Genomic DNA, 13,669 nt, shown 5'->3' with positions numbered 1-13,669 from the left:
TTAACCCCACATAATTTAACTTCTTTGCCATCCCTCAGCTTTACCGACTACTGCTCCCTGGCTCATAGATAACCTTCCCCGCTAACCGACCGATAAAATACAAACCTAGCAAAAGCCGTAACAAAGGTTACAGCAAGTTAAAATTGCCAATAAATTGTTTGCAAAAGGTAAAGCATTAACTTCTACTTTTCTTTACTTTACATTGCTTTACCCTATGAGGTTGAAATTTTATCTAAAATAATCTCAACTTTGGCTGTGTAAGTAATCATTCATGAAATCCTCATATATTCTTATCCCTATATTATTGATTGTTGCTGGCGCAATAACCTTCAGTAGTCTGACTGAAGCGAAACGAACAGATCTCAAACAAAGACCTGTTCGCACCGTGCCTGTCGTTACTGGCATTGTTCAGCAACACGATCTTTCTCAGTCGCTGTCCTTAATCGGTAAACTTGATGCCGAGCAATCAGTTTATATCGCCCCGCAAATTGCAGGTAAGATAAAGTCTATTCTAGTCAGCACAGAGCAAAAAATTGATAACGGCCAGATACTGATCCAGCTTGATGATGCAAAAGCACAAGCAGCCCTTGCCGAGGCAGCCGCCTATTTAGCCGATGAAAAACGTAAGTTAAAAGAGTTTCTAAAACTGATAGATAAAAATGCTATCACCCAAACTGAAATTGACGCCCAAAAAGCCAGTGTCGATATGGCGAGCGCTCGTTTAGCCGCCGCACAGGCCGACCTTGATTATCACTATTTAACTGCGCCATTTGCCGGCACTGCAGGCCTGATTGATTTCAGTCAAGGCAAAATGGTCACCACAGGTACAGAGCTATTAACCCTAGATGACTTATCCAGCATGCGTCTTGATCTGCAGGTACCGGAAAATCACCTGTCACAACTCAGCGTTGGCATGAGAGTCAGCGCCAAAAGCCGTGCATGGCCAAATACAGACTTTATCGGCAAGGTTATCGCCATTGACTCACGAGTCAATCAAGACACCTTAAATCTTAGGGTGAGAGTGCAATTCAATAATCCAAACCTGCAGCTAAAACCGGGCATGATGATGTCAGCAACCCTGCTATTTCCAAGTGTGTCTGAACCCGTCATTCCGGTACAAGCACTCGAATACTCAGGCACTAACCGTTTTGTGTATGTCATTGACGAAAACGGAATTGCCAAACGCACTAAAGTGACCCTTGGCGCTCGCATCGAAAATGAAGTGTTAATTACCGGCGGACTAAGCATTGGTGACAAAGTCGTTGTACAAGGTTTAGTCAATATGCGTGACGGGCTACGCGTAGACGATTTAGCCGACGTTGCACTAGCACACAAAGAAGATGCAAAAGAGACGGCTAAAGAGCAACAAGCACGAGGAAGCATCTAAATGTGGTTGTCTGATGTTTCAGTAAAACGCCCTGTTGTCGCCATCGTCTTAAGCCTATTACTGTGTGTATTTGGCGCGGTATCCTTTAGTAAGCTTGCCGTGCGTGAAATGCCCGATGTAGAAAGCCCAGTGGTCACCGTTATGACCACCTATGAAGGTGCTTCTGCAACCATTATGGAAAGCCAAATTACTACCGCACTTGAAGGCGAGTTAACCGGTATTAGCGGTGTCGACCAAATTGAGTCGGTGACCCGAAACGGCATGTCACGTATTACAGTGACCTTCCTTTTAGGATGGAATTTAACCGAAGGGGTCAGCGACGTTCGTGACGCGGTAGCGCGTGCACAACGCCGACTTCCCGATGAAGCCAACGACCCTATCGTATCAAAGGATAACGGTACCGGTGAGCCTTCTGTTTACGTCAACTTAAGCTCATCTGTCATGGACAGAACGCAGTTGACCGATTACGCTCAGCGTGTTTTAGAAGATAGGTTCAGCCTTATCTCTGGCGTGAGCAGTGTTGATATCTCAGGTGGTTTGTACAAGGTTATGTATGTACAGCTTAAGCCTGAGCTAATGGCTGGCCGCAATGTCACCGCATCAGATATCGTCAGCGTGCTCAATAAAGAAAACGTTGAAACACCCGGCGGTGAAGTGCGAAACGACACCACCGTGATGGCGGTACGCACAGCGCGTATGTATCAAACTCCTGAAGATTTTGACTACCTCGTTATTCGCACTGCAGCCGATGGTACACCTATTTATCTTAAAGATGTCGCCAATGTATTTATTGGTGCGATGAATGAAAACTCAACGTTTAAAAGCGATGGTGTGGTCAATATTAGCTTAGGCGTTGTACCGCAGTCTGACGCCAATCCGCTTGAAGTGGCTCAAGACGTCCACAAAGAAGTGGAGCGTATTCAAAAATTCTTACCCGAAGGCACTAAACTGATTGTCGATTATGACTCAACAGTGTTTATTGACCGTTCAATTGACGAAGTGTTTAGTACTTTAGCTGTAACGGCATTGCTGGTTGTCTTAGTACTGTACATCTTTATCGGCCAAGCAAGGGCGACGTTAATTCCGGCAGTGACTGTCCCTGTGTCACTGATTTCAGCTTTTATTGCTGCCAATATGTTGGGTTATTCGATTAACCTACTCACCCTCATGGCACTTATCCTCTCTATTGGCCTTGTGGTCGATGATGCCATCGTGGTGGTGGAAAATATCTTCCACCATATTGAAAAGGGCGAGCCTCCTCTCTTAGCTGCCTATAACGGTACTCGAGAAGTCGGCTTTGCGGTTATTGCAACCACCGCCGTACTTGTCATGGTTTTCCTACCTATCTCCTTTATGGAGGGTATGGTCGGCCTGCTATTTACCGAATTTTCGGTAATGCTAGCGGTCTCAGTGCTGTTCTCGTCACTTATTGCGCTAACCTTAACACCGGTATTAGGCAGTAAGTTACTTAAAGCGAACGTTAAACCAAACCGCTTTAACCTCTGGGTTGAGTCAATATTTAGCAAACTAGAACACGCCTACCGCAAGATGGTAAGTAAGGCAGTGTCATTTAGAGTTGCCGCTCCCCTGGTCATTATTGCCTGCATTATAGGTAGCGGCTGGTTAATGCAGCAAGTGCCCGCTCAGCTAGCCCCCCAAGAAGATAGAGGCGTTATCTTTGCCTTTATTAAAGGCGCTGAAGGCACCAGTTATAACCGTATGGCAGCCAATATGGAGATTGCGGAAGATAAGTTAATGCCGCTATTAGGCCAAGGTGTGGTCAAGTCTTTCAGTGTGCAAGCGCCAGCCTTTGGCGGCCGAGCAGGTGATCAAACAGGCTTTGTCATCATTCAACTTGAGGACTGGAACGAAAGAACCGTTAATGCGCAGCAAGCCCTAGGTGTCATTGCCAACGCGTTAAAAGGCATTCCCGATGTTATGGTGCGCCCGCTATTACCCGGTTTTAGAGGTGGCTCGAGCGAACCGGTTCAGTTTGTACTTGGTGGCAGTGATTACCAAGAGCTCTTTAAATGGGCACAAGCTTTAGAAGAGGAAGCACTTTATAGTCCAATCTTTGAAAGCCCTGAAATCGATTATAAAGAAACCACACCGGAACTTGTGGTCACAGTTGATAAAGAACGCGCTGCAGAGCTTGGGATAAGTGTTGCCCAAGTGTCTGAAACCTTAGAGATCATGCTCGGCGGTCGCAGTGAAACCACCTTTGTTGAGCGCGGTGAAGAATACGATGTTTACCTTCGCGGTAACGAAAACAGCTTTAGTAACGTAGCAGACTTAAGCCAAATCTATATGCGCTCAGCCAAAGGTGAACTAATCACCCTAGACACCATCACCCACATCGAAGAGGTGGCGTCAGCACAAAAGCTAAGCCATAACAATAAACAGAAATCAATCACCTTAAAGGCCAATTTAGGTGAGGGTTATACGTTAGGCCAGGCATTGAACTTTCTTGACCAGAAAGCCATTGAGATGCTGCCAAGCGATATTTCGGTTGCCTATACTGGCGAGTCTAAAGACTTTAAAGAAAACCAAAGCAGTGTGTTTATGGTCTTTGGTTTAGCTCTGCTGGTAGCCTATCTTGTTTTAGCCGCGCAGTTTGAAAGCTTTATTAACCCATTGGTCGTCATGTTTACTGTTCCTATGGGAGTATTTGGCGGTTTCTTAGGTTTGTATTTAACTGGTCAAGGCCTGAATATTTACAGCCAGATAGGCATGATAATGCTGATTGGCATGGTAACTAAAAATGGTATTTTGATTGTTGAATTTGCTAACCAGCTACGTGATAAAGGTCTTGAGATCGAACAAGCGATTATCGATGCCTCTGTAAGACGCTTGCGCCCCATTCTAATGACAGCCTTTACCACCTTAATTGGCGCAATCCCGCTTATCCTGTCTACAGGAGCAGGCTCTGAAAGCCGGATAGCCGTTGGTACAGTGGTGTTCTTTGGCATGGCCTTTGCCACCTTTGTGACCTTGCTAGTGATCCCCGCTATGTATCGCTTGATCTCTGGAGCAACTAAATCACCCGGTTTTGTCGAGTCACAACTTGATAAAGCCATTGCAGAACATCTGCATTCAAACCCCGCAAAACAATAGCGTAAGTTCCCGTTTTTGCGTAAAAAAGGAGCTCATTGAGCTCCTTTTTGTTTATATGGCAATCCACTTACCTTACCGATACTGCTGCGATTTAATCAATTCTTTCTATACTAAAAGGTATCAAGGTTGCTAAATCACACATAAACAGCCGTTATTCACGCTCGAATAATGACTTATAGCGTTAGGTGGAACTTATGCAGGAAGCAGAGTTTAAACAAAAAGATTGGCAGGAAGCCGAACCAAGGATCTACGAGACAGTTTTTATTAATGGGCAATTTATCGCAGAGCGCCGCTTAAGTGGCAACCAAAGTAAATACCCTCACAGTCCTCATTTAGATGTCTACGATCGCCGACAATCAGATAATAATGACTCCCATCTGGTAGATCTCTACATTTAGCGATAATTTTCCCAATACTGGACTTCACTCAATAGCCAAGCTGCGCTATTGTCTTTGCTTGCCAATGAAAAGTAACCTCAGTGCTGCAACAATAATGTTCATCATTAAGCTATAGCACGCTAACCCAATGAGTACTCTGTGAAAAAAATTGCCCTTTTTGTTGATGTACAAAACATCTATTACACGTGCCGCCAAGCATACGGACGGCAATTTAATTACCGCAAACTGTGGCAACATTTAGGCTATGAAGGTGACATAGTTCAAGCGACCGCTTATGCCATTCATCGCGGTGATGATGGCCAGCTCAAGTTTCAAGATGCATTAAAACACATAGGGTTTGAGGTAAAACTTAAGCCTTTTATTCAGCGCAGCGATGGCTCAGCTAAAGGCGATTGGGACGTAGGTATTACCATTGACATCATGGAAGCCGCAAGTGAAGTCGACGCGGTGATTTTGCTATCTGGCGATGGTGACTTTGATCTGTTAATGCAAAAAATAAAACAAAGATATGGTGTTGAAACCCAAGTTTATGGCGTGCCTAGTTTAACGGCCAAATCACTGATTGACTCAACTGAACAGTTCCACGAAATCAATGACAGCTTACTGCTGTAACAGTGACATTTTTTGAGTGAGCGACAAGTGTTATGGCGGACTATCTGTCCGCCATAATTTATTTATCCAGTTAACAGCCATTACTTTTCAAGTGAGTTGCTACAAGCCCGTTAACCAGCTTATTGTTCAAGTGCAGTCGTATAACAACGCCTGATAACGCTTTGCCTGTGAATGCCAATCAAATCTCTGCGCCTTGGCGCTTTGTTGCATAGCATTCCAACGTGCACTTCCCACCATAGTGGTAGCCTCATCAAAGACCTGCAATAGCGCCGCGCCCTGAGATGGAATATCGCCCCCCTCAAAGGTAAAACCTGTTTCTAGATGATGTACCGTATCTTTAAGGCCACCGATCCGATTAACTAAACAGAGCTGCCCCGCGCGCATCGCCAACATTTGGCTGATCCCACAAGGTTCAAACGAGCTGGGCATTAAAAATAGTGAACCTAGCTTGTAAAGCTTATCGGATAGCTGTTCATCATAACCATCTAAGAAAATAAACTGTTGATGTTTAGCCGCTATGTCTGAAAACTCACGGGCTATCTCTGCATCACCGCTCCCCAGCATGACAAAACGTGCATTAACATCGAAAGCTGCCATGCGTATCAGCAAGGCCTCTAATACCGTGCGGCCTCGTAAAGTGCAGTCGTCATTGTCGATCTCAAAACGGCTACGCAGCAACATCACCTTCTGATCCGTTAGGCGACCAACAGAGGTCATGATAAACCTAGTATCTTCAGTGTGAGTGGCCTCTTTTGCATTGGCACTGTTTAAATCGATATGATGAGTCACCTCTGCCAGCCATTGCTGCAAACGCCATTGAGCAATAAAGTCTTGCGTTCTTACCTGTGCCTTGCCCACCTGCCATTGAATAATCGTGTTTAACGCCTGCTCGATAACCTGCCTAGTTAAATCGACTCGGCCTTGTTGATTGGCTTTCTTGCTAGGCTTTTTCTTGTTAGCCTCTTGCTTGGTAACTTCAGCATCTACATTGCTGCAATGCTCGTTATCACCGCCTTGTTCGACCTCTTTTTCAACATCTGCCAGTGCTTGTGGGTACATACAGCCATTAAGTATACCCACCAGGTTGTTGCGATTACGCTGATGTTGCAAGTCCAGCTCTAAGCCCTCGCCACCAAAGAAACCCTGCTCGGGTAATGAGGGGCTGAGCACCTCTAAGGCATAACTTGGCGATACCAGGTGAACCTTATCACTGAGCACAATACCGGCCCGCATTGGGTTAATGCAGTTGCTATAGCGTGGATCTTTAATCAAGCTGCATTGCAGTTCAGTAAGCTCGGCACTTAAGTGCGGATACCAGGCTGCAAATGACGACGCCTCATCGTTAAAAGGCCTGATCCCCTGCAATGCCAAATTATGAATACTGAACACACAAGGTAAATCTTGCAAAAAACCATAGCGACTATCGAAGGCACGCAGCACCGCAAATAATCCGTTATGCCAATCATGCAGATGAATATGACTCGGTTTATCAGCAAAGTACTGCGCTCCGTCTTCAGTTAGAAAATCGATGCGCAGCGCTTCTGCAACAGCAAGATTAAACAAGGCAAACTTAGTTGCATCTTCTGCAAATGGTCTAGAGGCCTCACCTTGAAAATAAGCGCCATGACTGCCATGAAAAAGTGGATGTTCAAATAAGTAGAAATGACTATTAGCAAGCTTAGGGTTTAGCGCGCGGTACACGCCGACCTGTTGCTTTTTCCCTGAAAACTCAACGTCAACATCTGCCAGCCAATGTGCATTGGCCGCCGCTATCAATGAGCCAAAACTTGGCATTGCCACATCAACGGCAATATTGAGCTCCGCTAACGCCACTGGTAAGTCATTGATCACATCGGCCATGCCGCCAACTTTCGCGCCTGGAATCGCTCCGTTTTCAGCGGCCAGCATTAATACCCGAGCCTGGGTGACCTCAGTAGGCGCACGATTAAGCTCATTGCTTAGCGTATGGTTTTGGCTCAGACCATTACCCACGTTCAGCGCCTGAGTCTGGTTGTCGATATTATTGTGCGGCAGCATAAATCACTCATACCCCACAGGTAAGCCCAACATATCTCGCGTGACTAACACTTTACCTTTTTCCGAAACTCTAAAGCCTTTGGCTTTGTCATGCTCGTGGTTATAGCCAATCACAGTCCCTTCGGGAATAATGCAGCCCCTGTCTATAATCGCATTTTTGATTTTGCAATTTCGTAGCACCACCACATCAGGCAAGATAACCGAGTCTTCGACACTGGAAAATGAACACACTCGCACTTCATTAAATAGCACACTGCGGCGCACCGTTGAGCCAGAGATAATGCAGCCACCAGAAATAATCGAGTCCAATGCCATGCCGCGACGTTCATCATCGTCAAATACAAATTTAGCTGGCGGCAGTTGCTCTTGATACGTCCAAATCGGCCACTTGGCGTCATAAAGGTTAAGTGCTGGTGTCGGTGATAGCAGCTCCATATTGGCTTGCCAAAACGAATCTAATGTCCCCACATCACGCCAGTAAGCTTCCTCGTTCGGAAAGGCACTGCGAAAACGGTGGGCAAACACTTGGTGCTCTTTAATAATGGCTGGAATGATATCCTTGCCAAAATCCCGATCTGAATCTTCGTTTTGAGCATCACGCTTAAGTTGATCAAATAAGAACTCTGTATTAAACACATAGTTGCCCATAGAGGCTAAACACATCTCAGGGTTTTCAGGTAAATGCTTAGGTAATTCAGGTTTCTCTTCAAAACCTAAAATACGTTTGGTTTCATCCACTTCAACCACCCCAAATGCACCAGCGGCCTCTGCAACCGGAACCTCTAAACAGGAAACTGTCATATCAGCCCCCGATTCAACGTGAGTTGCCAACAACCCCGCATAATCCATGCGATATACGTGATCGCCCGATAATATCATCACGTATTTGGGCAACTCGTGGCGAATAATATCAATGTTCTGAAACACTGCATCAGCCGTACCTTGGTACCAGTTTTCCGAGTAACGTTGTGATGCTGGTAAGATCTCAACCGACTCACCCAGCTCCTTCTTAAAGTGCCCCCAACCGCGCATCACATGACGGATCAGTGAATGAGATTTATATTGAGTCACCACACCAATCTTGCGGATCCCAGAATTAATACAGTTAGATAACGGAAAATCGATAATGCGAAATTTGCCTCCAAAATATAATGAAGGTTTAGCGCGCCAGTCCGTCAGTTCATGTAAGCGAGAACCTCTGCCCCCCGCAAGAATAATGGCATAAGTATCGCGGGTTAAGTTACTAATATAACGTGGGTTGGTGATAGTCATTAGCGTTCACTCCTTGAACAAAAATCGAGATTATGTCGTGCGTTATTTATCTGAGTCTGTATCTGTTCCATGGTTAAGCCTTCCAGATTTCGTCACGATAATTAGCGATGGTGACATCACTAGAGAAACGACCGCTTGCAGCGGTGTTACGGATACTCATTTGTGTCCATGTGATCGGATTTTTATAGGCTCTGGACACTTTCTCTTGCGCTAAACGGTATGACTCAAAGTCTGCGGCTATCATCCATGGGTCATTTTTATTGGTGATGGCATCAATGATTGGTGAGAAGATCCCTTGTTCAAGCAGGCTAAAATGACCACTTTTAAGTAGCGCCAACACTTCACTTAAAGCCGGAGAAGCATCAATAAAATGCTGCGGACAATAATCTTGGCGCTGACGCATCACCTCTTGAGCATCTAGCCCGAACAGGAAAAAATTGTCTTTGCCCACCTCTTCAAGCATCTCAACATTGGCACCATCTAAGGTGCCGATGGTAATGGCACCATTCATCATAAACTTCATATTGCCAGTGCCCGACGCTTCTTTACCTGCTGTCGAAATTTGCTCTGACAGATCCGTCCCTGGGCAGATTTTTTCCATCGCGCTGACGTTATAATTGGGTAAAAAGGCTACGCGTAAATACTTAGATACTGCGGGATCGCAATTGACCATGTGAGCCACATTGCTAGCAAGCTTAATGACCAGTTTTGCCATGGCATACCCCGGCGCGGCTTTACCGCCAATCAGTACGCAGCGGGGGACCAGTTCACTGGTATGGCCTTGCTGAATTTGGTGGTATAGATGGATAACATGCAAGATATTGAGTAACTGGCGTTTGTATTCATGAATACGCTTAACTTGCACATCAAACAGCATCTCAACATCAAAATCGACATCGCACTCGGCTTTAATCAATTGTGCCAGCTTTGCTTTATTATTCTGTTTGACCTGGCGCCACTCTTGCAGGAAAGCGTTGTCATCGGTAAAGGCATTCAAGGCATTGAGATGACTCAAATCTGTCACCCACTCATCGCCCAAACGCCTGGTCAGCAATGATGCGAGCTCCGAATTACAATGGGCTAGCCAGCGCCTTGGGGTGACACCGTTTGTCTTGTTATTAAACTTTTCAGGCCATAGCTGATAGAAGTCTTTAAACAAGCCCGACACCAAGAGTTTGCTATGCAGCTCTGCCACGCCATTAACCGAAAAGCTTGCCACAATTGCTAGGTAGGCCATGCGCACATGGGGTTCACTGCCCTCTTCGATAATCGACATTGCCGCCAGTTGCTGTGCATCTCCAGGCCAGTGATGCGCCACTTGCTCTAAATAACGGGCGTTGATCTCATAAATAATCTCTAAAATCCTAGGCAACATGTGCGCCAACATCCGTACAGGCCAGCGCTCAAGCGCTTCAGGTAATAGTGTATGGTTGGTATACGCCATGGTTTGTGTTACCACTTGCCACGCGGCATCCCACTCTAAAAAGTGTTCATCAATTAACAGCCGCATTAACTCAGGAATGGCAATGCTCGGATGCGTATCGTTTAGCTGCATCACATTAAATTTGGCAAATTGGCTAAAATCATTACCGCGGCGCTGAACCCAGGTTCTCAGTAAATCTTGTAAGCTGGCAGAGCTGAGAAAGTATTGCTGCCTTAAGCGCAGCTCTTTACCGTTTTCACTGGCATCGTTTGGATAGAGCACCATAGTGATCTGCTCAGCCATGTTCTTTCGCGCCACCGCCTCGGTGTAATCGCCTTGATTAAACTCTTCTAAGTCAAAATCATCTGTAGCTTCTGATTTCCATAACCTTAAGGTATTGATACGATTATTTTGATAGCCAGGAACCGGCATGTCATAGGCGACAGCTAACACATCTTGCGTATCTAACCAGACCACATTACGACGACCACTTGGGTCAACATAACTACTGGTGTGGCCAAAAAATGGCACTGTGACATTATGCTCAGCAACCCGTACTTCCCATGGGTTACCCTCTCGAAGCCAGCGATCAGGGCGCTCTACTTGAAAACCCTCCACCAGCTTTTGCGCAAACATACCGTATTCGTAACGAATGCCGTAACCTGTGACGCACAGATCTAAACTGGCGCAGCTATCAAGAAAACAAGCCGCCAAGCGGCCCAAGCCACCATTACCCAATCCTGCGTCATGCTCCATCTGCTCAATCTCTTCGAGCTCTACCGCATAGCTTTGCAACACCTCTTTAGTTTGCTGCAACAGATCTAGGTTCATAACGGCGTTCCCCATGGCCCGCCCCATAAGAAACTCTAATGACAGGTACGCCACCTGCTTACGCTCAAACTGACAATCGGCTTGACGAGTGGCGCGCCAGCTTTCAAGCATTTGCTCCTTAACACTTAAAGCCAAGGCATTAAACAACTCTTGCTTGTCATGTAAGTCTCGACCGAGTCCATTATTAACATGACGCTGCATTCTAGCCCCGAGCGAACTGCAAGGGTCAATCGCTTGAATCGCTTCTAGGCCTTGCTCCTGCTCCTTGATTACAGCCGATGTTTTATCTTTGCTTTGTTTTTTAAGCGAGGTCTTAGCGCTTGTTTTTACAGGCGTCGTCATGCAGTCACTCCTTTAGATTGGGCGTAAAACAACATTACACTTCTGTCTTGTAACAATAAGGTTTGTTGGGGCTCGAGCGTAAACTGCGACTTTGCGTCAAGGCAGACTTGGCCGCTAAAATGTTCACTATGAGTATCGATAAGTCGCTGCCATGGTGAGAAATTGGCTAGCGTGGGGGCGGTGAACTGTAATGCTTGCTCGTCGCTATTAAGCATTAACAGTAAGGCTTGTTGCTTACCCGATGTCCCCTCTAATTCACCACTTAAAATAAGACTTAAACTGCGAGTTTGTCCTTCAGCCCAAAGCACCTTACTCATGGGCTCAGCTTGACGGCAAAACCAATGTAACTGTGGTGAATCATCAGAGGAGTCGTTATGGATATAACGCTTGTAACACAGCGCTCTGTAACGTTTTCTTAGCGCGATGAGCGCCTGAGTAAACAGCAAACGTTGTTGCTGCCAATCTGCCAGGTTCCAATTAAGCCAGGTAAGCGGATTATCTTGGCAGTAAGCGTTATTGTTGCCTTGTTGGCTGTGGCCAAATTCATCGCCTGCCAGTAACATGGGCACACCTTGGGACAACATTAAACAGGTCAAAATATTACGCGCCTGTCGATGACGTAATGACTGGATCTCAGCCTGCTCGGTCTGCCCTTCTACGCCGTAATTACTGCTAACGTTTTCTTGGTGTCCATCGCGATTATCTTCGCCATTGGCGTGATTATGACGCTCGCTGTAACTCAAAAGATCTTGCAAGGTAAAACCGTCGTGACTGGTTATAAAGTTGATGCTCGCGCAGGGGCCACGCTTTGACGGCTCAAACAGATCACTTGAGCCATGAAATCGGCGCGCAAGCTCTGGCAACATACCCATATCGCCGCGCCAAAACCGCCTTAAGGTATCGCGATATCGATCATTCCACTCGCTCCACCCTTGTGGATAGCCCCCCAACTGATAACCGCCCGGACCAATGTCCCATGGCTCAGCGATCAATTTCACTCGATTAAGCACGGGATCTTGCGCGATAGCATCAAAAAAACCGGATCCCGGATCAAATCCATAGGCCTCTCGCCCAAGCGCGCTGGCCAGATCAAACCGAAAACCATCAACCCCCATCACCTCGACCCAATATCGTAACGAGTCGAGAACCAGTTGTAATACCCGCGGGTGAGTGATGTTCAAACTGTTGCCACAGCCTGTGTCATTAATATAAAAGCGTTTATCGTTCGCCAGTAAGCGGTAATAGCTTAGGTTATCTATGCCTTTAAAACTCAGCGTAGGTCCAAGGTGATTTCCTTCACCGGTATGGTTGTAAACCACATCGAGGATCACCTCGATACCGGATTGATGCAGCGCGCTCACCATTTGGCGAAACTCGTCAATGTTACCTTGGCTTAAATATGCGTTGTGGGGGGCAAAGAACCCAAGGCTGTTGTATCCCCAGTAATTGGTTAGCTGTTTATCTTGCAGAAACGCTTCGGAGATAAAGCTATGGACGGGTAATAACTCAACTGCCGTCACCCCCAACTGTTTGAGATATTGCAGTACGCTAGGCTGAGCTAAACCGAGAAAAGTGCCTTTAAAACATGGTTCAATCTGGGGATGCTGCTGAGAAAAGCCTTTTACATGCAGCTCATAGATAATGCTTTGCTCTAGTGCTGTTGGCTCATCTCCACTCATATTGCCGCTATGATTGCCGCTATGACAGCCAACTTCATTATGACGATATGCAGCTTGAACTATGTGATTGAGTGGGGCTATTGGGGGCAGATTTCGACAATCAACCACCTTACACTTTGGCATATATTGGCTATTATCACGCAGATCTAAGCATAAATCCTGATCGCTACTCTTGTCATAGTTGCCGCTCTTATCATGTGCACTTCCCACATCATCAGCAGTTTGCACCTGATAAGCATAGTGACTTTCGTGCTCAATAAACTCACCCACCCACTGCTTAGCGTAAGGGTCGAGTAACAGTTTGTAAGGGTTAAATCTGTGCCCTGAATGAGGTTCATATAAGCCATCAACCCGGTAACCATAAACCTGAGCGGCATCTACGCCTTGCAAATACACGTGCCAAACCTGTTGTGTGTTTTCGGTCAATACGATTTGCTGGGTTTCAAAACGACCGCTGCGGTCAAATAAACACAGCGTGACTTTGGTTGCATGGGCAGAAAACAGCGCAAAATTAACCCCATTGTCATCTAAGGTCGCCCCAAGAGGGTAAGGTCTTCCCTTCAGTACTTGCACG

At 46.2% G+C, this 13,669-nt stretch carries 8 protein-coding genes; 4 read left to right on the top strand and 4 right to left on the bottom strand.

Annotation, left to right across the window (positions count from 1 at the left end; translation table 11 throughout):
• The first annotated feature begins 271 nt into the window (after positions 1-271).
• The 4 genes from ACVBIK_RS00960 (at position 272) to ACVBIK_RS00945 (ending at position 5,511) form a co-directional block, all read left to right on the top strand.
• A complete protein-coding gene (locus ACVBIK_RS00960) occupies positions 272-1,387 on the top strand; it encodes an efflux RND transporter periplasmic adaptor subunit (RefSeq protein ID WP_447168865.1) in 1,116 nt (371 codons plus the stop codon).
• Complete coding sequence (locus tag ACVBIK_RS00955; protein ID WP_447168864.1) at positions 1,388-4,501, top strand: multidrug efflux RND transporter permease subunit; 3,114 nt, start codon at positions 1,388-1,390, stop codon at positions 4,499-4,501.
• A gap of 194 nt (positions 4,502-4,695) precedes the next feature.
• Positions 4,696-4,899 (top strand): hypothetical protein, encoded by a 204-nt coding sequence (locus tag ACVBIK_RS00950; RefSeq protein ID WP_447161895.1) that lies wholly within the window; start codon positions 4,696-4,698, stop codon positions 4,897-4,899.
• A 138-nt stretch (positions 4,900-5,037) separates the two neighbouring features.
• Positions 5,038-5,511, top strand: a complete 474-nt coding sequence (locus ACVBIK_RS00945; RefSeq protein WP_447161896.1) for a LabA-like NYN domain-containing protein — start codon at positions 5,038-5,040, stop codon at positions 5,509-5,511.
• A gap of 126 nt (positions 5,512-5,637) precedes the next feature.
• Here the strand turns inward: ACVBIK_RS00945 and ACVBIK_RS00940 are convergent, their stop codons facing one another.
• The 4 genes from ACVBIK_RS00940 to glgX all read right to left on the bottom strand — a co-directional run bounded on the left by ACVBIK_RS00940 (position 5,638) and on the right by glgX (position 13,668).
• On the bottom strand, positions 5,638-7,419 hold the full coding sequence (locus tag ACVBIK_RS00940; protein ID WP_447168881.1) for a glycogen synthase: 1,782 nt from the start codon (positions 7,417-7,419) through the stop codon (positions 5,638-5,640).
• Positions 7,420-7,551: 132 nt separating this feature from the next.
• Entirely contained in the window at positions 7,552-8,814 is a 1,263-nt protein-coding gene (gene glgC, locus ACVBIK_RS00935) for a glucose-1-phosphate adenylyltransferase (RefSeq protein WP_447161905.1), read from the bottom strand.
• 79 nt (positions 8,815-8,893) lie between these two features.
• On the bottom strand, positions 8,894-11,416 hold the full coding sequence (locus ACVBIK_RS00930) for a glycogen/starch/alpha-glucan phosphorylase (RefSeq protein WP_447161898.1): 2,523 nt from the start codon (positions 11,414-11,416) through the stop codon (positions 8,894-8,896).
• Positions 11,413-13,668 (bottom strand): glycogen debranching protein GlgX, encoded by a 2,256-nt coding sequence (glgX, locus tag ACVBIK_RS00925; RefSeq protein WP_447168863.1) that lies wholly within the window; start codon positions 13,666-13,668, stop codon positions 11,413-11,415. Before glgX ends, ACVBIK_RS00930 begins: the two co-directional genes overlap by 4 nt.
• Between the last annotated feature and the right edge of the window lies 1 nt (position 13,669).

The sequence above is a fragment of the Shewanella sp. 125m-1 genome, from assembly GCF_052977065.1.
This window is presented reverse-complemented; position numbering and strand designations above follow the sequence as displayed.